We start from the raw sequence: 18,959 nt of genomic DNA on the forward strand, positions 1-18,959 counted from the left end.
TGTCAGCTCTTTGGTTGCGTACTCTTTCCATTTCGACCCAATTTGCGATTCAGATAAACCCGCATTCCCCAAAAAGGGAGTATCCACCACGCAAGATAGAACCAACCGCTGGGTCCGGCCTTCAGCGAGCAGAAAGGCAATTCAATCAGACTGCTTCGGTAAGTTCGCAAGTCAAGACATGCGGAGTTCACTCCCAAAACAGAAGCAAGCATGAAAGTTGCGAAAAACCAGAGGACCAACAATGCAACGAAAGCAAAAAGGCCGAGCCACGTGACATGAAGTGTCGGTGTTTCGGCCTTTTCGGAGGGGTCGTTCTCGCTCACTCGCGAAACCTTAGCGGCTGCAGATTACTGGCAGCTCAGGCATTCCTCATAATCGGTCTGCTGCTCGCCAAGCTCGGCCTTCAGTTCGATCTCTGGAGCATCGGCGGTGTTATCCGCCTCTACACCGCCGGCAAAACCAGCGCGTTGGATCGATTTGGACCGGAGATAATAGAGCGACTTGATGCCTTTCTCCCATGCTTGGAAGTGGAGCATCATCAGGTCCCATTTATCGACGTCAGCCGGAATAAACAGGTTGAGGCTCTGCGCTTGATCGATGAATGGCGCGCGATCTGCGGCATATTCGAGCAAATACCGCTGATCGACTTCGAAGCTGGTCTTGAAGGTGGCTTTTTCCTCGTCGCTGAGGAAGTCGAGATGCTGGACGCTGCCGCCATTTTCGAGAATCGAGTTCCACACATTGGTGGAATCCTTGCTCTTCTCGCGCAGCACTTTCTCAAGATACGGGTTCTTCACGATGAAGCTGCCCGACAGGGTTTTGTGCGTGTAGATGTTGGCCGGGATCGGTTCGATACAGGCGCTGGTTCCACCGCAAATGATCGAGATCGATGCAGTCGGCGCAATCGCCATTTTGCAGCTGAAACGCTCCATCGCGCCCATTTCTTCAGCATCGGGGCACGGGCCGCGTTCTTTAGCGAGCATCATGCTGGCTTCTTCGGCTTTGCCGCTGATGTGCTTGAACATTTTCAGGTTCCAAACTTTCGCCATGGAGCCTTCAAGCGGCAGGTTCTTCTGCTGGAGGAAAGAGTGGAAGCCCATGACACCCAGGCCAACCGAACGCTCACGCATGGCCGAATATTTGGCGCGGGCCATTTCTTCAGGCGCACGGTCGATATAGTCCTGCAGGACATTGTCGAGCATCCGCATCACGTCTTCGACGAAGTCTTTTTCGCCATTCCACTCATCCCATTTTTCAAGGTTGAGCGAGGACAGACAGCAGACTGCTGTACGGTCATTGCCGAGATGGTCGATGCCCGTTGGCAGCGTGATTTCGCTGCACAGGTTCGATGTCGACACTTTCAGGCCCAGCTCGCGGTGGTGCTTCGGCATCATCCGGTTCACCGTGTCGTTGAACACGATGTAGGGTTCACCCGTTGCGAGGCGGGTTTCAACCAGCTTCTGGAACAGCGAACGCGCATCGACTTCGCCGCGCACTTCGCCGGTCTTGGGAGAGAGCAGTTCGAACTTCTCGCCCGCACGAACTGCTTCCATGAATTTGTCGGTCAGCAGAACGCCGTGGTGCAGATTGAGCGCTTTACGGTTGAAGTCGCCCGAAGGCTTACGGATTTCGAGGAATTCCTCGATCTCGGGGTGCGAGATATCAAGATAGCATGCCGCCGAGCCGCGCCGCAGCGAGCCTTGCGAAATTGCCAGTGTCAGGCTGTCCATCACGCGTACGAAGGGAATGATACCGCTAGTTTTGCCGTTCAGGCCAACCGGTTCACCAATACCGCGAACATTGCCCCAATAGGTACCGATGCCGCCACCTTTGGACGCAAGCCACACGTTCTCATTCCATGTGCCGACAATGCCATCGAGGCTGTCAGACACGGAATTCAGATAGCAGGAAATCGGCAGGCCGCGTGATGTGCCGCCATTCGAAAGTACAGGCGTCGCAGGCATGAACCACAGACGGCTGATGTAATCATACAGACGCTGGGCGTGCTCCTGATCATCGGCATAGGCGTCTGCAACGCGCGCAAACAGATCCTGGAAACTTTCACCGGGCAGCAAATAGCGATCGATCAGCGTTTCTTTGCCGAACTCGGTCAGCAGTTCATCACGGCTTTCATCAGTGACAACTGTAAAGCGGCGGTCGTTGACCTTCTTGCTGTCATCGACAGGGGCAGCGGCGGCCTTCATCGCCTCGGTCAGCGCTTCGCCGGCCTTTTCGGCCACAAGCTCTTCCGAACCCGCATCTGTCTTGTCCATTGTCACTGCTGCTTTCGCCTTTGCTTGCTCTCGCGCCTTTTGGGGCTTCTTGGCGGGTGCGCTGTCGTCACGGGTGAGAGTATTTCCAGCTTCTTGCTCAAGACCCATGGCCGCGTCGTCCCCAGTTCTAAATTCCATTATTTTTTCCGCCCCGTATCCATTGTTTGAACAACGCAGCGCTTGCTCCGATGTTCCACTTCCGTTCGATTCGGCGGGAAGCGTCCCACCTAGCATTTTTTGCGTGGCTAAAGGTGAATTACTTATCCCCGTTCTACCCACAGTCCTGTTTTGCCCGATCTATGAAGCCCACTGCTTTTGACCGAATCGTCCCCTCCTGCGTGATCCCCGCACGCAGCCAAAACAACACGATCTAGTAGGTGTTACCATTAACCGAACCACTAGATACTGAATCAAGAGGGACTCGGACGCAAGAGGGTAAATAGTATTTAACCATGCCGAGTGCCACAAAATGTGGGGTGTGTTAGTCTGTTGCAACGCAGCGACGCGGCAGAACTCCTAGGGTTGTGAATCGCGCAAGCCTAAAAATGAATCCGTGAAAAAATATTTCGCGGGAAAAGTGATTTTTGGGGGTTTGAATCAAACGAATCGAGGCGCGCAATTTTAGTTCATTCTTGGGGTCATTTCTGTATCATCTCACCAAGCCGTTGGTTCGCGCTATTGGAGTTCTGGTAAATGCTGGACGGAACACTGAATCGAATCACCAATTGGGCGGAGCGCAACAGCACGGTAGTGTTTGTCGCATTGGCATTGCTTACGTCGGGATGCAGTTCGGTCCACTTCGGTGAAACAAATCGCCTCCGGGTTTCGATTGACCATTCTGAGTGGCATCCGTCATCAATAGCCAACATCAATCTCGATACAGGGCGGTATATTGTTCGTGCCGGACCAAGCGACACTTCGAACCCACACAACGAAGACTATCTCCGTCAAAACTGGACGCAAGATGCGAGCGGGCGCCTCTCAGTCGAGCAACTTGATCGATTGCGCGATGCAGCGGCGAAAGCTGATACGAACGGATTGTTTGACGCTAAATGCGATGCCGATCCAGACAGCGTTGACTATATGATTATAACCAATGGAGGAATGCCGAGCATCGCTTTGAGGTGGGCAGGCCGAACGCAAAGACATTCTAAACATCTAAAGTGTTGGACAGCAGAGGCAAATGCTCTTCGCCGAGACGCGGGCGAAGTCTTCGACAATATCGCCGCAGGTCGCGCGGGCAATAACTAAGCCGGCACTGCGCCCTTCGCATGACCCGCGATTTCATCAGCAATCGTATCAACCAGCTCCATCGGCAGATCGTGACCCCAGCCGGGAATCGTTTTCAGCTTGGCGCCCGGGATGTTTGCGGCAGTGTCGCGGCCGCCCTCAACAGGGACCAACGGATCGTCTTCGCCATGCAGAACCAATGTCGGGACTGCGACATCTTTGAGCATTTCGCGCCGGTCACCATCAGCCACAATCGCTGAAAGATGCCGCGTCGGGCCTTCGGTATAGATGCTGCGGCGAACGCTTACACGCACCCGATCACGCAAGCGCTCTTCATCGGCAGGATAGCCGGGGCTACCGATGGTCCGCGCCAGCTTCACGCCGTGATCGACCATCACTTCTTCTTCCAGACTGGCGGGCCGCGTGATCAGAACCTTCATCGCCTCTTTCTTGGCAGCCGGTAGTTTCGGGTTTCCGGTGGTCGAGAATATGGACGTTAAGGTCAGCGCCTTGTCGGCATGTTTGGCCGCGACATGCTGCGCGATCATTCCGCCCATGCTGGCACCGACAATATGCGCCCTTTCCAAACCAAGCGCGTTGAGCAGACCAACGCCATCATTGGCCATATCTTCCAGCGTATAGGGAACCTTCGGGGTAATCCCGAACTTGTTCAGGATTGTCATTTTGATGATCCCGGGAGCCTTCACTCCGTGGAATTTATGACTCAAACCGACATCGCGATTATCATACCGGATGACGCGAAAGCCGCGCTCGACCAATGCCTCGACCAGTTCGATTGGCCACAACGTCAATTGCGCGCCAAAGCCCATGATCAGTAGGATCGGGGGATGCGCCGGATCACCGTAGTCTTCATATTCGAGCGGGATTCCATTGGCGGTGATCTGCGGCATCTATCTGTCCTGTCAGTGCGGCCCATTTTAGAGCCCGTTGCAAAAACGAACGGACCCTATGCTACAAATTGGCAGCAGACCCAAGCCCGATCATCTTCACTGTCCGCGAGGCAAACGCAATCGCCGCCCAAGCACCATGCATAATGCTCACGCGGCGAGAGGTTTGTCAGGCCTATCAGGCTGGATCACGAACCGAGTGAGATAACCTCGCTCTCGGCAACAGATCGTGCGAGCCGGACACGCTCGCTTGTCGCCAGCTCGGCTACGAAGCGCTGCTTGTCTGCTCGCGTGTTGGCAAAGATGATGTTGGCTTGAAACCTAGCGCCCGCAGCGTTGTTCACTGGCGCATCATTCAAGCCGTCGAGCCGACGCACGGCCCAGGTCGCAGTGCGGTCAGCAGTAGGGTTGCCCGAACTGCGATAGACTTCCAGATTGACCGGCTTGCCGCTCGCATCGGTTTCAAAACGCACCTGGACAATGCCCTGCGCAGAACCGAGATTTTTGTGCTTGGCACCGATATTGAGCTGCCGGTTCAGATCGCGCGTTGTGTCGCTTGCCCATTGCTCCATCGCGCTTTGCGAGCGGACCACGATGTCTTGGCTCGGGGTAGCACCAGCGTTCGCAGCAATAGGTGTGAGCGAAGCGGCAAGGCCCAGAGCCAAGCCTGTTTTCATAAGAGTACTCATTGGATCATCCTTTGTTTATGTGGATGATCGGCCACAATTGACCAGCACGCACAGCACAGTCCCATCACTGTTGCAGCGGCATTAATGGTCGATCGGGTTGGCGAAAGATCACTGATCTCCGCTCCCACACAGCAAGATGCAGTTGTGGCGGATTATTTCAAACCGAGATCGGCCTGTGTCAGAAATATTCAGATGAGCGCCGGATTCCGTCCGATAAGTTGCATTAGCTACAAAATCGCAACGATGGCGACTCTCGGCTAAGATTGATTGATGAGGAAAATTTCGCTCTCGAATGAACCAAACTGGCCATAGGCCGCACTTACATTCCGAAGGAGACACAAACGGATGAGTGCCAGCGCTGCCAAGATACTCGATGAATATCTTGTGGCGGATGCGCGTGCGGGAAGCCGTCAGGCGGCTACCCAATTGGTGCGGCGCTGGCATCCCAAGCTGGTCGCGCATGCGTGGCGGCTGACGGGCGACCGTGAACTGGCACATGATGCGGTACAAAGCGCGTGGGGTGAAATCATCCGCGGACTCCCCAAACTGCGCGAGGAGCGGGCATTCGCTGCTTGGGCGTTCCGGATCGTCTCGCGGGCCTGCAATCGCGAGATAGGATCGCTGGTTAAAGCGCGCGAGTTGAAAACAGCGATAGAGAACGAACCGCGCGAGCCCGTAAGTGCGCCTGATGAGCCGTCAGAAATCGGCCTCTTGCGCGCCGCGATCCGCCAATTGCCATCAGGTGAGCGTGCCGCGATCGCGCTCTACCATTTCGAGGGACTGCGCGTCGCCGAAGTCGCCGTCGCGCTCGCTGTCCCGGCAGGGACAGTCAAAACCAGATTGATGAATGCGCGGAAGAAGCTGCGCACGATACTAACCCCAGAAGGAGAACGATCATGAGCACCAATACCACAGACGACCTCGACCGGATGATCGACGAGGCGCTGAATGCAGAGGAGCGCGAATTGCTAGGCGCGATTGGCGAGGAGCCCGGCTACTTCCAACAAGTATGGGGTGTATTCGGCGGACCGATTGGCTGGATCAGCTGGCTGTTGATGGCAGCGCAATTGATTATGTTCATCGCCGCTATGTGGATGGCTGTGCGCTTCTTCGGTGCGACTGATACGCTCGAAGCGCTCCGCTGGGGTATCCCCTCTGCGACACTGCTGATCCTTGCCACTCTAACCAAACTAACCATGTGGCCTACCCTTCAAGCCAACCGCGTTATCCGCGAAGTGAAACGGTTAGAACTGCAAATGGCGCGGTCGCGCTAAGCGCGGTAGGGTTGATATTCGGAGCAATGCCATATTAGTGTCCCGTACCAATTAATTGAGATGATAGAATTGGTCGCCCTACTCTACTCAATATAATCTTGGGAGATGGCACGTGGTTCAATATTCTTCTATCCGCTACTGGAGCAGTCCGAAAACGAAACGGCGCGCAATTGATCGTTTGATCAAATTGCGCGCTGCGCTTCAGACCGAAGTCAAAGCGAAGCGCGGCGAAGGGTCGATCTTGCTCGCGACCTGGAATCTGCGTGATTTCGACAACAACAAATTTGGCCACGGGCCGCGGTTGGACGAGAGCTATCTCTATCTTGCCGAGATAATTTCTGCATTCGACATCGTCGCGCTTCAAGAAATCAACCGCAGCCTCAAACCGCTAAAGAAGCTGGTCAGCTTTTTGGGCAAGCGGGATTGGGATTACATGGTAACCGATACCACCGAAGGGAGTAGCGGCAATCAAGAACGTATGGCGTTCGTCTATAACAAACACCGCATATCATTCGGGCATATTGCCGGTGAAGTTGTACTCCCCGGCACGAAGGACCGTCAGTTCGCGCGCACGCCGTTTTTGGCTGCGTTCCAAGCCGGTTGGTTCAAGTTCAACCTGTGCACCGTACACATGTATTTCGGATCAGGATCCGACGGCAAAGAGCGGCGCGTTAAGGAAATCAGCGATCTGGCGAAGTTCGTGAACAAACGCCAGAAGAAGGAAACCGAAGACTATATCCTGCTGGGCGATTTCAATATCGTTTCTGAATCCGATGACACGATGAAAGCGCTGACCGATCAGGGTTTCACAATGCACGAAGAACTCATGCGGGTTGGAACGACTCTGAAGGGCGAAAACCCCTATGATCAGATCGCGCTGAAAGTGAAAAACAAGATGCTGGAACTTGGCGATGCTGGCGTGTTTGACTTTGAAAAGCATGTCTTCGCCGCAGGGGACCACGAAGACTATCGCGGTAGCGCCGCGCAGGCGAAGAAAACGCCCGGGCTGATCACACCTGCGAAAGAAGGCAAACATGTCGCCCAAGTCAAAGCGCGCGCGCAGAAGGCGGCTGACAAGGCCGGAAAGCCGCTTGTGTGGAACGACAAAAAAATCGCAGCCGCACGGAAAGATTACTATCTGAAATTCTGGCGCAGCTTCCAGATCTCGGATCACAAACCCATCTGGGTTGAGCTCAAAGTCGACTTTGCAAAGGACTATCTCCTCAGCCTCAGGCCGAAGGAGAAACCTCTCGCCGATTTCAAAAAGGATGAGGACGAATAGTCGGAGTTGTTGTGAGATGGGGTGAGCACGCAGCCCACCCCACCTTAATCAAAGTCCGTCGACGCTTTTGCTGACGAGGATATTTACCGCAACACGGCGGTTCTGGGACTTACCGTAATCAGTGTTGTTATCCGCCGCCGGATCGGCTTCGGCCATGCCCGTGGGGGTAAGCATACGGTAAGGCTTCCAACCGCAAGCCTGCTGCAAATAGTTTACCACGCGGCCTGCGCGCTTCTCGCTAAGGCGCTGGTTCACGTCCTGACTGCCGGTCGAGTCAGTGTAACCCACGACCAGCATCAGCGCATTGTCCATCGCGTCGGCTTTCGCAGCGGTCGAACACAGATTGGCTTTGTCCTGCTCGGACAGGTTGGCCATGCCGGTATCGAAATAGACATTGGTCGTATCTTTCAGATTGTACTGATCGATATCGCCAACACGGCCACGGAGGGCATCCGTAGCTGCAGTCTGCTCGGCAAAGCCTTGCTCGGTACCGCTGCGGATCATTGCGGCGGTTTTCATATCTTTGTTTTTCAGATCAACCTGACTGGCCACGAGCGCACGGCCCCATTGAACCGTCTCGACTTCAACCGGCAAACCATTGAGTAGCGCATCTGCGCCGAGCGACTTGCGGGCAAGGCCGAGGAACCCGCCGCTTGCTTTGACGACAGTGGCCTCACCGATACGAACTTCGGTGCGTGTGCCATCAACCGATGTAATTTGGATCCGGTCATCTGCGCGCGCAGAGATAAAGCCTTCGATTTCCGGCCCCTCTTCCAGTTCGGACAAATCGCCCGGAATCGACCCGTAAACGGTCGCGCGGTACTCACCTTCGAGTGCTTCCTGCTCTTGCGCGGATGCGCCGACAGACATCGGTATCGCCATCGCGGCGGACAGCAGGAAAAGTTTCGAGTTCGTGGATGTGAATTTCATTGCGGTACTCCTTCAAATTTTGTCAGCCGTTCAAATTACTCGCGGCGTCTATCATTACACCGGCCCCTGAATGCAACCCCGGCTGTCGGTACCCCCGCCACACGCGGGATAAGCGTGTGACTGTTGCGCTAAACCTCGCAGGCGCTGGAAAGGTTCCTGCGCAGCATGCGAGTATCAGGTTAACTCGGGGTTGAGATGCGATGAAACGTTTCTAATGCGCAAAAGCCGATACGGGTTTCGCGACTGCTTTAGGGAACAAGCACCGTGTCCCGCGCGACATCTGCTGTTTCTGGATAATCCAGCGTATAATGTAGCCCGCGGCTCTCGTGTCGTTCGAGCGCTGAGTTCACGATCAGCTCTGCCGCTTGCAGTAGATTGCGCAGCTCGATCAGATCGGTCGTGACGCGGAAGTGACCGTAATAGTCCTCCACCTCTTCAGTGAGCATACGGATACGGTTGCGGGCGCGCTCCAGCCGTTTGGTGGTGCGCACGATGCCGACATAGTTCCACATAAAGCGGCGGATTTCTGTCCAGTTCTGCTTGACCACAACCTCCTCATCAGAGTCGGTTACACGGCTTTCGTCCCATTCCTTGATGTCGGGCGGAGTCAGCAATTCATCCCACCGGCCCAGAATGTCCCGCGCCGCGGCTTCGCCGAATACAAAGCATTCTAGCAGACTGTTCGAGGCCAACCGGTTCGCGCCATGCAGCCCGCTTTCAGTCACTTCACCCGCTGCCCATAGGCCAGGCAAATCGGTCCGCGCATCGAGCCCGACCAGCACACCGCCGCAGGTATAATGCTGCGCCGGGACCACCGGGATCGGACCTTTGGTCATATCGATACCGAGACCCATCAGTTTCTCGTGAATGGTCGGGAAGTGGCCCGTCACAAATTCGGGCGTTTCGTGACTAATATCCAGATGCACATAATCGAGGCCATAGCGTTTGATCTGGTCATCGATCGCTCGCGCCACAACATCGCGTGGGGCCAACTCCATCCGCTCTGGATCATAATCCGCCATGAAGCGGTGACCAGTTTCAGGGTGAAGCAGATGACCGCCCTCGCCGCGCACAGCCTCGGTAATCAGGAAATTTTTGACCTCCAGATTGTAGAGACAAGTCGGGTGGAACTGCATCATTTCCATATTGGAAACCCGCGCACCCGCACGCCACGCCATGGCAATGCCATCACCTGTTGCGCCGCGTGGAGCGGTCGAGAATTGATAGACACGGCCTGCGCCGCCAGCGGCAAGGATCGTGGCTGTCGCGGTATAGGTTTCAACCTCGCCCGTTTCCTGATTGAGCGCATAAGCACCCCAGACGCGGCCAGAGCCTGAGTAATCCTCCGCATTGCGGCCAGTAATCAGATCGACACAAGCGCGGCCCGCCAGCATGGTGATGTTGGGATTGGCCTCTGCCGCTTTCAGCAAGGCTTCCTGCACCGCCCAGCCAGTCGCGTCGTTCACATGCACAATCCGGCGATGCGAGTGCCCGCCTTCGCGCGTCAGATGCAGATCGCCCCCTTTCCCATCAAGCCCATCCTGATTGAAAGGCACGCCCAGCTCAACCAGCCGCTCGATAGAACGCGGTGCGCGTTCGATCACAAACTCGACAGTTTCCTGACGGTTGAGGCCCGCACCCGCGCGCATCGTATCGTGGATGTGATTGTCGAACGTATCGCCCGCATCAAGAACCGCCGCAATGCCGCCCTGCGCCCAAGCAGTCGAGCCAGTGTTGAGGCCGCCCTTGGCGAGCACCAGAACCTTCTTGTGTTCAGCCAACGCAAGCGCAGCAGTAAGCCCAGCCGCGCCGGAACCGATGATTAGAACGTCATATTTCATCGCGTTGCCCTCATCTTATAGCTGCTCCGCCGCACCCGCTTCGATCAGGTGTAGATCGCGGTCGTGGATACCAAACCGGTCCCAATTGGCGCGCCATTCGAGCAGGTGCTCGGTTTCGAAATGTGCTTCCAAAGCCTCTCGGTCGCGCCAAATTTCGGCGACATGGATCAGACCCGGTTCGAGCACATCTTCAGAATAGGAATAGGCCTGGCAGCCTTCTTCTTCCAAGCTCGCCTCGATCATTTCCTGCATCGCATAGCGCGCTTCGTTGAGGTTTTCGGGCGGCATGCGGACTGTGCCGATGACGAGCAGCATCAGGCGGGCCCCTTCGCAGCTTCGCTTGTCAGCGAGACAAACACATCTTCCAGATCGGCTTCACGCGTTGTCACATCTTCGATGGTCAGACCCTGCTCCTGCAGAATCGCGAGCACCTGCCCGGCGGTGAGCTTATCCTTGTCGTAGGTGACTTCGACGCCGCGCTCGCCAGCCAGTTCGGATTTTACGAAAGCATCATGTACGGGCGCCGCACTCAGATCGGCTCCGACTGTCACAGCAACAATCTTCTCGCGTGCCATATCAACCATTTCACGGGTCGGTTTGTTGGCGATCAACTCGCCGTGATTGATAATCGCAATCCGATCACACAGCTGCTCCGCCTCTTCGAGATAGTGCGTGGTTAGTACGACCGTGACACCATCGGCGTTCAGTTCCTGCACCAGTTCCCACAGCAAGCGGCGCAGCTCAACGTCAACGCCAGCAGTTGGCTCATCAAGCACCAAAATCGGCGGCGAGTGAACCATCGCCTTGGCAATCAATAGCCGCCGCTTCATTCCGCCCGATAGAGTCCGCGCATAGGCATCGCGCTTATCTGCGAGATGGACTGCTTCGAGCAATTTTTCCGAGCGGCGCAGGCTCTTGGCAATGCCGTAAAAACCCGCCTGGTTCTCCAGCACTTCGTATGGCGTAAAGAATGGATCGAAAACGATTTCCTGCGGCACAATGCCGATGGCGCGCTTCGCATTGCGGCGCTGCTCGTCAATGTCAAAGCCCCAGATTTCAGCCGAACCGCTGGTCTTGGTCACCAGTCCGGCGAGCACATTAATCAGTGTCGATTTACCCGCACCATTAGGGCCGAGCAGGCCGAAAATACCGCCCTCAGGCACATCGAAACTGACGCCTTTCAGCGCGAGCTTTCCTTCCTCCCCCTTCACGCCCCCACCCACATTGGCATAGCGTTTGACGACGTCACGGATCTGGATTGCGGGAGGCGTGCTCATACCGATCGCCCTAATGCGGATACCGCCAAGCAGTAAAGAGCGAACCGCCAGCATTATGGTTATCACGCTATTAACCATACTTTAGCGCTTCACGCTTAGACGCGCGGCCATGACCAAGATCATGCGCCATATCGCCGCGAGCTTCAGCAATGCCCGCAAGGAACGCAACGCCGCGCCCAAAGAGGCCATTCCGCACCATGTTTCTATGGCCGCGATTGGCGTTACCGCGCCCGAATTTATCTGAATTCACTGCCGCCGCGCTTGCCTAGCGCCACATTGGCATTTAATTGGGCGCACATGATCACTTCAGCGCCCGAAATCGTAAAGACCCAGACCCGACGCGTCAGCTGCGATGGAGCCACCGCGATTCGTGGCCCAAGAGATGGTAGCGACCGGTTCAAGCCAGCAGCGCTTGGCCACCCGAAAGTCTATCTCGAGATCGATGAAACCGGCTATGTCGATTGCGGCTATTGCGACCGGCGCTTCGTTCTCAAAGGCGGACCGGCGAATATCTGATTAGGTGTTTGAGTAGGCGTTTGATTTGGCGCCGGAAGCTTTCGGCCCTATCTGTTGCCAATGACTATCACCGATCCCCGCTCACTTCTCTACACAGACGGCAAACTCGACCCCGACGAAGCGCAGGCTCTCACCGCCGAAACGCTCAGAAATTGTGATGATGGGGAGTTGTATCTCCAGCACGGTGTTACCGAAGCTTTCACATTTGACGATGGCCGACTGAAGACGGCCGATTATTCGCGCGATGCCGGGTTTGGATTGCGCGGCGTATCGGGCGAGATGACCGGCTTTGCCCATTCGAACGATATCAGCGCGGGCGCGATCCGCCGCGCGGGCGAAACATTGCAATTGCTTGATCCGGCGACCGGAACAACCTCACCGCAACCGCGAAAGAGCAATCAACGGCTCTATACCGATGCGAGTCCTTTGGACGCCGTTCCTTTCGCAAAAAAAGTCGCGCTGCTTGAAACCATTGACGCTGTGGCGCGCGCGCGTGATCCGCGCGTATCGCAAGTAACCGCATCAATGTCTGCCAGTTGGAGCGTAATCGAAATCGTCCGCGCTGACGGCTTTCGTGCAACTGATATCCGTCCGCTTGTGCGGCTCAATATCGGGATACTCGCCGAGGCACATGGTAGGCGCGAACGCGGCTCATACGGCTTTGGCGGTCGCTACCTGTACGATCAATTGTTTGATGACGGCGAATGGAACCACGCCGTCGACGAAGCTGTCCGGCAAGCCATGGTCAATCTGGAAAGCGTCGATGCGCCAGCGGGCGAAATGCCAGTGCTGCTCGCACCCGGTTGGCCTGGGATCATCCTGCACGAAGCTGTCGGCCATGGTTTGGAAGGCGACTTCAACCGCAAAGGCACCAGCGCATTCTCTGGCCGTATTGGGGAACGCGTTGCCGCACCCAGCGTAACCGTGGTTGACGATGGCAGTATCGAAAACAGACGCGGTTCGCTGAGCATTGATGATGAGGGTACGCCGACCGAAGAGACTGTGCTGATCGAGGATGGTATCCTGAAAGGATACATGCAGGATCGCCTCAATGCGCGGCTGATGGGCGTCGAACCGACCGGCAATGCCCGCCGTCAATCCTATCAATATGCGCCGATGCCGCGGATGACCAACACCTTCATGCGCGGCGGCAAGGATGATCCAGCGGAATTGCTCGCCGGTATGAAAAAAGGCATCTTTTGCGAGAGCTTTGGCGGCGGCCAGGTCGACATCGTATCGGGCCGCTTCACTTTCTCCTGCACCGAGGCATACATGGTGGAGGACGGCAAAATCGCCGCTCCCATCAAGGGTGCCACACTAATCGGCGACGGTCCCAGCGTACTCAAAGAAGTGACCGGCATCGGCAATGATATGGCGCTGGATAATGGCGTCGGCGTATGCGGCAAAGGCGGGCAGAGCGTGCCTGCCGGAGTGGGTCAACCGACATTGCTGGTGGGCGGTTTGACGGTTGGCGGAACCGCGTAAGCATACGCAATATCGCTAGTCAGGCGACATTCAGAAGCGATTCGTGTACTATGCACCGCATGAGACAGATCGCTATCACATCGCTCGCCTTCGTTTCACTTGCTCTGGCTGGTTCACTGCCTGTTGGTGCACAAGATGCGGACAATGACACTAATGCCAAGGGTGAGGCCGAACTGGCCGAGATCCTGGAAGGCTACGAAGCCGGTGAGCCAGTAAAGTGTCTACGCCGGTCCCAGCGCGACAGGCTGCAAATTGTCGATGATACTGCTTTCGTCTTCCGTGACGGCCGGACGATCTATGTGAACCGGACTAAGTCACCGCGTCATTTGGACGATTTTGACGTACCTGTGTTCAGACTGTTTGGCAGCAGTCTATGCCGCCAGGATCAGGTTGAAATGCGCAGCCGCGACGGACATTTTGCAGGTCCGATCGTGATCTTGAGCGATTTCGTACCCTATACCAAGGTCGAAACTGAAAGCTAACACGTCCTGCACCCCCGAAGGAGAACATCATGACCAACATCAAACTTATCGTAGCCTCTCTCGCCGCGACAGCCATGATCGCAATTCCTTCTGCTGGCGCTGAAACGCCGGCAGGCGCCGAGCCGACTAAGGGTGAAACAAAACTCGCCAAGATGCTCGAAGGCCGCATTGCCGGTGAGCCTCAGAAATGCATCCGCTATCTGCCGCAAACCGATCTAACGGTGATTGACGGAACTGCACTGGTCTATCGGACCGGGCGGACGCTCTATGTCAACGTGCCCAGCAACGCTCGCTCCATCGACGACAATGACACATTGGTGCGCCGGACGAGCTTTGCCAGCCGCCTTTGCAACACCGATATCATCACAACGGTTGACCGATTCCACGGTAATTATACCGGCAACATCAACCTTGGTGAGTTTGTGCCGTACCGCAAAGCTGAAGCTAGCTAAGTCAGCGGGACCTGTTCAATGTGCATTGCGGTGCAATGCATCGGCGGAGCCGCCAGTATCATAGATATCAGAGATCGCTGGATCGACGGTGTTGGCGCGTGAAGCCTCGATAATCACACCGAAGACCCAGCCAATGTTGCCGTCTTTGTCGCGTTGGCACACTCCGCGGGATATTACCGTTTTCTCCACTCCACCTTCGGCCGTCAGCCTAGCGAGGAAGTCAAAGCCTTTGCCAGATTGGATAGCGTCATCAACCAGCGCCGCAACCCGATCACGATCCTGAGGATGGTAATATGCCAGCGCTTCCTCCAGCGTCGGAGAGCCTAAGCCCTCATCCCTGTCATGCAGGACGAAAACCTGATCTGACCAATCCAGCTCTTCCAATTCGAGATCAAGCGTCCACGTCCCAATGCCGCCAACCTCGCCAGCGAGGCGCAAGCCGTCTTCCGCGCGGAGCAAATCGGCCTTCAAGTACCGGTTGCTCAAAGTAACAAATATCGCATAGCCGAGAGCGGCCAGCGCAAATATCGCACTGATAATTGCGCCAAATTCAAGCAAAACGTTGAAGTCGCTCTGTTCACTCACAGGAATACGCCTCTCTACTAAGTCACGAAAACCTAATGAAAGTCTATTAACGTATTACGTACTTTCTTGTCGAATTCACTCGTAGCTGGCTGATAGAAGTGAATTTACGCCGAAATCGCATTCATCCGCTGACGGATATCTTCCGCTTCACCCATGATCCGGTCGATTAATTCCTGACAAGTCGGGATGTCATTGATCAGGCCCGCAACCATGCCGCAGCTCCATGCGCCGGCATCCATATCGCCTTCCATCATGATGCGTGGATAGACGCCTGCGACTTCTTCGATGATGTCTTCGAACTTCAGATCCGCACCGAGTTCGCGCTCTTTCACTAGCAAGCGCTCGACCGCTTCATTGGTCATCACACGCTCGGTATTACGCAGCGGGCGCATCACCAAGCGCGTATCCAATTCACTCGCCGCTACGATGGCGGCTTTCACATTCTCATGAACCGGTGCTTCTTTTGTCGCGATAAAGCGTGTGCCCATATTCATGCCCGAAGCACCCATTGCGAGTGAGGCCATCAGGCTGCGGCCATCAGCCATACCGCCCGATGACACGAAGGGAATCTCTAGCTCATCCGCCGCACGCGGCAGCAGAATGAAGTTCGGCACATCGTCTTCGCCGGGGTGGCCGCCGCATTCGAAACCGTCGACCGATACGGCATCGCAGCCGATGCTCTGCGCTTTCATCGCGTGACGCACGCTAGTGCATTTGTGGATCACTTTGACGCCCGCTTCCTTGAAGAAAGGCAGGACTTGCGCGGGATTGTTGCCAGCTGTCTCGACCGCTTTCACGCCGCCTTCGATGATCGCACGGACATAGCCGGGATAATCGGGCGCATTGACTGTAGGCAGGAAAGTCAGGTTCACGCCGAACGGCTTGTCAGTCATTTCCTTACAGCGCGCAATTTCCTTCGCCAGCAGCTCAGGTGTCTTTTGCGTTAGACCAGTAATGATCCCGAGACCGCCCGCGTTGGAGACCGCCGCCGCCATTTCCGCAAAGCCGACATAATGCATGCCGCCCTGGATAATCGGGTGCTGGATGCCAAACATTTCGGTGATTGCGGTTTTCATAGTGTCTCTCCGGTCATTGATTCTTGGCGCATGGAATGGGGCAGATTTGGGCGGCCTGCAAGTGTCCGCATGCAGCACCCGAATGCCGTAGCGTCAGGAAATGCACGCTTCCCGTTGCGCGGTGGATGTGGCAATTCTTGTCCAGAGAGGAATTCCCCAATGACAACAGCCCAAGCCCCCATTGATTCTCCCTTCGGCATGCGTTCGACCGCGAAGGAGGTTGCCGCGGGTATTGATCTGTCGGGGAAGAATATCATCGTAACCGGCGGCTATTCAGGCCTCGGCACTGAAACGGTGCGCGCGCTAGCAAGAGCAGGCGCGCATGTGATCGTGGGCGCGCGCCGGCCTGATACCGCTGCAGAAGTGCTGGCTGAAATGGATGGGGCAATCACTATCCTTCCGCTTGATCTATCCGATCCTGCATCGATTGATGCATTCGCAAAACTGGTCACTGAAAAAATCGACCAGCTCGACATATTGATCAACAATGCCGCGATTATGGCCAGCCCGCTGATGCGCGATGCACGCGGTTATGAAATGCAGTTCGCGACCAACCATCTGGGCCATTTCCAGTTGACCGCACGCCTATGGCCGCTGCTGGTCGCGTCAAGTGCCGCGCGCGTTGTGGCGCTGTCTTCGGTTGGCCATCGGCTAAACGGGCTCGATGTCGACGATCCGAATTTCGAGAACCGCGAATATGAAAAATGGCCCGCTTACGGCCAGGCGAAGTCGGCCAATGCCCTTTTTGCGCTTGAGCTGGACAAGCTCGGCGAGCCTCACGGAGTACGCGCATTTGCGGTTCATCCGGGCGGTATCGTTACCCCGCTGCAGCGCCATCTGACGATGGAAGAGCAAACGGCGATGGGCTGGTTCGATGAAGACGGCAACACGCATGAATCCTTCAAAAGCATTGAAGAAGGGGCATCGACCAGCGTGTGGAGCGCTGTCTCGCCGCTGCTTGATGGCATGGGCGGCGTGTATTGTGAGGATTGCAATGTGGGCGCGATTGCCGATGAAAGTACACCGCGCGGCTCCGGCGTCTCACCGCATATTCGCGACGAAGATTTGGCCAAGCGGCTTTGGGTGAAGTCCGAAGAACTGACAGGCGTCAGCTTTCCGGCACAATGAACTGTCAGTGCCTACTTCCTTAAAGTCAGAACAATCCCGCCAAGGATTAGCCCGCCAGCAATCGCCACATTCAGCGTTAGCGGTTCGGCTAGCAGTACTGCACCGCCAAGCGCGGCAATCACTGGCGTAGCAAGCTGCATCGACGCCGCTGTTGCCAGCTTCAGTTGCGGCGCAACGCGGTACCAAATCACATAGCCAAGCCCCGAAGTCACCGCTCCTGAAATGATCGCCAACGTCACGCCCCATACTGACGGCATCGCGCTGTCGAGTAGAACAAGCGGAATTGCGAAAGGTGTGGCGATCATAAAATTCGCGGCTGTATTGCGCGCTGGATTGCTTCCGCCTCGACCGATGATGGTGTAAAAGCCCCATGCGATGCCTGCCGCTGCCATCATCATCGCGGGCACATAATCCGCCGCTTCACCGCCTGGCAGGAACAGCCATCCAAGACCGACCAGAGCGATAAAAAGGCCGAGCCAACCGCTTAAGCTTGGACGGTCTCCTTTAAGGATACCAATCGCCATCACGCTCGCCTGCACGCAGCCAAACAGGATAAACGCGCCGGTAGCCGCCGATAGGGTGAGATAGGCGAAGGAAAAGCCCGCAATATAGACAAATAGCGCCGCCGCGCCTTTGGCATCGCTGAGCATAGGCCGCGGTTTGAGAAACGGGATCAGAACCAATGCGCCAGCGGCCAAGCGGATCGCCGAAAACGCACCTGCCTCAATCGCGCCATCCGCCAAAGCCGCGCGCGCGAGCAATGAATTTCCGGCGAATGCAAGGATCGCAAGCACGGCCAGCGTCAAGAGTTGGAGGTGGTTACGCGCTGGCATAGGCGCACTCATTCCGCACCGGGCAGCTTGCGCAAGTAGGGTTCGTCGGGCGGCATGATGTCTGACCCAGCCGTTTCACCAGCAAATGATGTTCGTCGATATCTTTGGCGCTCCACTCCTCGGGCACGACAGGCATCAGCGCATCATAGGCACGCGTAGTATCGGCCTTGGGCGCAACCAAACCCATCCGCTGCATCACCCGCCGGTGATGCGTATCGAGCACCACTGCACGCCGTTCAAAGATGCTGGTGTTGGCAATACCCGCGCTGATCTTTCGTGCGATACCGGGCAGCGTTTCAAGCCAGTGCATAAGATCGGCGGTTTCGAGATTCGACAGATGCCTCAAGTCCACTTGTCCGCGCTCTGCAATGATTTGCGTGAGACAGTCTTTAAGCCGCCGCGCCGATTGTTCTGGGAAGGTCTGGTTTGACAGGAGCGCAGTCAATTCATCTATCTGCGCCTCGGCCACCGCCTCCCACGAACCGAACCGCTCCAGCATCGCGTCAGTCGCCGCGTTGGAAACCGCCGTCTTGGTCCGCGCGCCGATCACACCCTGTACCAAAGTCCAAACCGGATCGCGGCGCTTAGTGTCAGGCCGCTCGATCCGTCCAAACGCAGCGATCAGTGCGGCGTGAATGCGCTTAAGCTGATCGGTGCGAGGGTCAGAGCCGAGGGGGAGTTGCATAGGCATCTCGTAT

21 protein-coding genes are annotated in these 18,959 nt (G+C 56.2%); 10 read left to right on the forward strand and 11 right to left on the reverse strand.

Annotated elements, in window-relative coordinates:
- Positions 1-347: 347 nt before the first annotated feature.
- On the reverse strand, positions 348-2,411 hold the full coding sequence (locus J9777_RS10785; RefSeq protein WP_209348841.1) for a ribonucleoside-diphosphate reductase subunit alpha: 2,064 nt from the start codon (positions 2,409-2,411) through the stop codon (positions 348-350).
- 555 nt (positions 2,412-2,966) lie between these two features.
- On the opposite strand from J9777_RS10785, the gene J9777_RS10790 reads away from it, so the two are divergent.
- Positions 2,967-3,524 carry a hypothetical protein gene (locus J9777_RS10790; protein ID WP_209348842.1) on the forward strand — a complete coding sequence of 186 codons (558 nt, stop codon included), beginning with the start codon at positions 2,967-2,969 and terminating at the stop codon, positions 3,522-3,524.
- Here J9777_RS10790 and J9777_RS10795 read toward each other — a convergent pair.
- Both J9777_RS10795 and J9777_RS10800 read right to left on the reverse strand, forming a co-directional pair.
- Complete coding sequence (locus J9777_RS10795; protein ID WP_209348843.1) at positions 3,521-4,414, reverse strand: alpha/beta hydrolase; 894 nt, start codon at positions 4,412-4,414, stop codon at positions 3,521-3,523. The two genes, J9777_RS10790 and J9777_RS10795, sit on opposite strands and share 4 nt — an antisense overlap.
- Positions 4,415-4,599: 185 nt before the next feature.
- Positions 4,600-5,100 (reverse strand): energy transducer TonB, encoded by a 501-nt coding sequence (locus J9777_RS10800; RefSeq protein ID WP_209348844.1) that lies wholly within the window; start codon positions 5,098-5,100, stop codon positions 4,600-4,602.
- Positions 5,101-5,445: 345 nt separating this feature from the next.
- Between J9777_RS10800 and J9777_RS10805 the strand changes: the two genes are divergently transcribed.
- From J9777_RS10805 to J9777_RS10815, 3 genes are all read left to right on the forward strand, one after another.
- Entirely contained in the window at positions 5,446-6,000 is a 555-nt protein-coding gene (locus J9777_RS10805) for an RNA polymerase sigma factor (protein WP_209348845.1), read from the forward strand.
- The gene (locus J9777_RS10810; protein ID WP_209348846.1) at positions 5,997-6,374 is read left to right on the forward strand and encodes a DUF6768 family protein; all 378 of its coding nucleotides are present in this window, start codon (positions 5,997-5,999) and stop codon (positions 6,372-6,374) included. Before J9777_RS10805 ends, J9777_RS10810 begins: the two co-directional genes overlap by 4 nt.
- Before the next feature lie 112 nt (positions 6,375-6,486).
- The gene (locus J9777_RS10815; RefSeq protein ID WP_209348847.1) at positions 6,487-7,656 is read left to right on the forward strand and encodes an endonuclease/exonuclease/phosphatase family protein; all 1,170 of its coding nucleotides are present in this window, start codon (positions 6,487-6,489) and stop codon (positions 7,654-7,656) included.
- A 48-nt stretch (positions 7,657-7,704) separates the two neighbouring features.
- On the opposite strand, the gene J9777_RS10820 is transcribed toward J9777_RS10815, so the two are convergent.
- The 4 genes from J9777_RS10820 to J9777_RS10835 form a co-directional block, all read right to left on the reverse strand.
- The gene (locus tag J9777_RS10820; RefSeq protein WP_209348848.1) at positions 7,705-8,586 is read right to left on the reverse strand and encodes an OmpA family protein; all 882 of its coding nucleotides are present in this window, start codon (positions 8,584-8,586) and stop codon (positions 7,705-7,707) included.
- A gap of 248 nt (positions 8,587-8,834) precedes the next feature.
- Positions 8,835-10,427, reverse strand: coding sequence for an L-aspartate oxidase (gene nadB / locus J9777_RS10825; protein WP_209348849.1), 1,593 nt, complete (start codon positions 10,425-10,427; stop codon positions 8,835-8,837).
- Positions 10,428-10,442: 15 nt separating this feature from the next.
- The gene (locus J9777_RS10830; RefSeq protein ID WP_209348850.1) at positions 10,443-10,742 is read right to left on the reverse strand and encodes a putative quinol monooxygenase; all 300 of its coding nucleotides are present in this window, start codon (positions 10,740-10,742) and stop codon (positions 10,443-10,445) included.
- Positions 10,742-11,704 (reverse strand): ABC transporter ATP-binding protein, encoded by a 963-nt coding sequence (locus J9777_RS10835; RefSeq protein ID WP_209348851.1) that lies wholly within the window; start codon positions 11,702-11,704, stop codon positions 10,742-10,744. The genes J9777_RS10830 and J9777_RS10835 overlap by 1 nt, the downstream gene beginning before the upstream one ends.
- A 109-nt stretch (positions 11,705-11,813) precedes the next feature.
- Here J9777_RS10835 and J9777_RS14745 point away from each other — a divergent pair, with 109 nt between their 5' ends.
- The 5 genes from J9777_RS14745 to J9777_RS10855 are packed head-to-tail and all read left to right on the forward strand — an operon-like array spanning position 11,814 to position 14,639.
- Positions 11,814-11,948 carry a hypothetical protein gene (locus J9777_RS14745; protein ID WP_280842200.1) on the forward strand — a complete coding sequence of 45 codons (135 nt, stop codon included), beginning with the start codon at positions 11,814-11,816 and terminating at the stop codon, positions 11,946-11,948.
- Positions 11,949-12,001: 53 nt separating this feature from the next.
- Positions 12,002-12,220 carry a zinc-finger domain-containing protein gene (locus J9777_RS10840; RefSeq protein ID WP_209348852.1) on the forward strand — a complete coding sequence of 73 codons (219 nt, stop codon included), beginning with the start codon at positions 12,002-12,004 and terminating at the stop codon, positions 12,218-12,220.
- A 60-nt stretch (positions 12,221-12,280) separates the two neighbouring features.
- Positions 12,281-13,705, forward strand: a complete 1,425-nt coding sequence (gene tldD / locus J9777_RS10845; protein ID WP_209348853.1) for a metalloprotease TldD — start codon at positions 12,281-12,283, stop codon at positions 13,703-13,705.
- Positions 13,706-13,764: 59 nt separating this feature from the next.
- The gene (locus tag J9777_RS10850) at positions 13,765-14,187 is read left to right on the forward strand and encodes a hypothetical protein (protein ID WP_209348854.1); all 423 of its coding nucleotides are present in this window, start codon (positions 13,765-13,767) and stop codon (positions 14,185-14,187) included.
- A gap of 29 nt (positions 14,188-14,216) precedes the next feature.
- Complete coding sequence (locus tag J9777_RS10855; RefSeq protein WP_209348855.1) at positions 14,217-14,639, forward strand: hypothetical protein; 423 nt, start codon at positions 14,217-14,219, stop codon at positions 14,637-14,639.
- A gap of 15 nt (positions 14,640-14,654) precedes the next feature.
- Here J9777_RS10855 and J9777_RS14825 read toward each other — a convergent pair whose 3' ends face one another.
- Positions 14,655-15,224 (reverse strand): PAS domain-containing protein, encoded by a 570-nt coding sequence (locus J9777_RS14825; protein WP_209348856.1) that lies wholly within the window; start codon positions 15,222-15,224, stop codon positions 14,655-14,657.
- 104 nt (positions 15,225-15,328) lie between these two features.
- Positions 15,329-16,300 carry a nitronate monooxygenase family protein gene (locus J9777_RS10865; RefSeq protein ID WP_209348857.1) on the reverse strand — a complete coding sequence of 324 codons (972 nt, stop codon included), beginning with the start codon at positions 16,298-16,300 and terminating at the stop codon, positions 15,329-15,331.
- A 159-nt stretch (positions 16,301-16,459) separates the two neighbouring features.
- On the opposite strand from J9777_RS10865, the gene J9777_RS10870 reads away from it, so the two are divergent.
- The gene (locus J9777_RS10870) at positions 16,460-17,428 is read left to right on the forward strand and encodes an oxidoreductase (RefSeq protein WP_209348858.1); all 969 of its coding nucleotides are present in this window, start codon (positions 16,460-16,462) and stop codon (positions 17,426-17,428) included.
- An 11-nt stretch (positions 17,429-17,439) separates the two neighbouring features.
- Here the strand turns inward: J9777_RS10870 and J9777_RS10875 are convergent, their stop codons facing one another.
- On the reverse strand, positions 17,440-18,261 hold the full coding sequence (locus tag J9777_RS10875) for a DMT family transporter (RefSeq protein WP_209348859.1): 822 nt from the start codon (positions 18,259-18,261) through the stop codon (positions 17,440-17,442).
- Positions 18,248-18,946, reverse strand: a complete 699-nt coding sequence (locus J9777_RS10880) for an endonuclease III (protein ID WP_209348860.1) — start codon at positions 18,944-18,946, stop codon at positions 18,248-18,250. The genes J9777_RS10875 and J9777_RS10880 overlap by 14 nt, the downstream gene beginning before the upstream one ends.
- Between the last annotated feature and the right edge of the window lie 13 nt (positions 18,947-18,959).

This window comes from Pontixanthobacter sp. CEM42, assembly GCF_017812015.1.
GTDB lineage: Bacteria > Pseudomonadota > Alphaproteobacteria > Sphingomonadales > Sphingomonadaceae > Pontixanthobacter.

Bases quoted from the DNA above. Each gene is read 5' to 3' on its own strand.
- J9777_RS10785 (WP_209348841.1), bottom strand. From the start codon at position 2,411: ATGGAATTTAGAACTGGGGACGACGCGGCCATGGGTCTTGAGCAAGAA.
- J9777_RS10790 (WP_209348842.1), top strand. From the start codon at position 2,967: ATGCTGGACGGAACACTGAATCGAATCACCAATTGGGCGGAGCGCAAC.
- J9777_RS10795 (WP_209348843.1), bottom strand. From the start codon at position 4,414: ATGCCGCAGATCACCGCCAATGGAATCCCGCTCGAATATGAAGACTAC.
- J9777_RS10800 (WP_209348844.1), bottom strand. From the start codon at position 5,100: ATGAGTACTCTTATGAAAACAGGCTTGGCTCTGGGCCTTGCCGCTTCG.
- J9777_RS10805 (WP_209348845.1), top strand. From the start codon at position 5,446: ATGAGTGCCAGCGCTGCCAAGATACTCGATGAATATCTTGTGGCGGAT.
- J9777_RS10810 (WP_209348846.1), top strand. From the start codon at position 5,997: ATGAGCACCAATACCACAGACGACCTCGACCGGATGATCGACGAGGCG.
- J9777_RS10820 (WP_209348848.1), bottom strand. From the start codon at position 8,586: ATGAAATTCACATCCACGAACTCGAAACTTTTCCTGCTGTCCGCCGCG.
- nadB (WP_209348849.1), bottom strand. From the start codon at position 10,427: ATGAAATATGACGTTCTAATCATCGGTTCCGGCGCGGCTGGGCTTACT.
- J9777_RS10830 (WP_209348850.1), bottom strand. From the start codon at position 10,742: ATGCTGCTCGTCATCGGCACAGTCCGCATGCCGCCCGAAAACCTCAAC.
- J9777_RS10835 (WP_209348851.1), bottom strand. From the start codon at position 11,704: ATGAGCACGCCTCCCGCAATCCAGATCCGTGACGTCGTCAAACGCTAT.
- J9777_RS14745 (WP_280842200.1), top strand. From the start codon at position 11,814: ATGACCAAGATCATGCGCCATATCGCCGCGAGCTTCAGCAATGCCCGC.
- J9777_RS10840 (WP_209348852.1), top strand. From the start codon at position 12,002: ATGATCACTTCAGCGCCCGAAATCGTAAAGACCCAGACCCGACGCGTC.
- tldD (WP_209348853.1), top strand. From the start codon at position 12,281: ATGACTATCACCGATCCCCGCTCACTTCTCTACACAGACGGCAAACTC.
- J9777_RS10850 (WP_209348854.1), top strand. From the start codon at position 13,765: ATGAGACAGATCGCTATCACATCGCTCGCCTTCGTTTCACTTGCTCTG.
- J9777_RS10855 (WP_209348855.1), top strand. From the start codon at position 14,217: ATGACCAACATCAAACTTATCGTAGCCTCTCTCGCCGCGACAGCCATG.
- J9777_RS10865 (WP_209348857.1), bottom strand. From the start codon at position 16,300: ATGAAAACCGCAATCACCGAAATGTTTGGCATCCAGCACCCGATTATC.
- J9777_RS10870 (WP_209348858.1), top strand. From the start codon at position 16,460: ATGACAACAGCCCAAGCCCCCATTGATTCTCCCTTCGGCATGCGTTCG.
- J9777_RS10875 (WP_209348859.1), bottom strand. From the start codon at position 18,261: ATGCCAGCGCGTAACCACCTCCAACTCTTGACGCTGGCCGTGCTTGCG.
- J9777_RS10880 (WP_209348860.1), bottom strand. From the start codon at position 18,946: ATGCAACTCCCCCTCGGCTCTGACCCTCGCACCGATCAGCTTAAGCGC.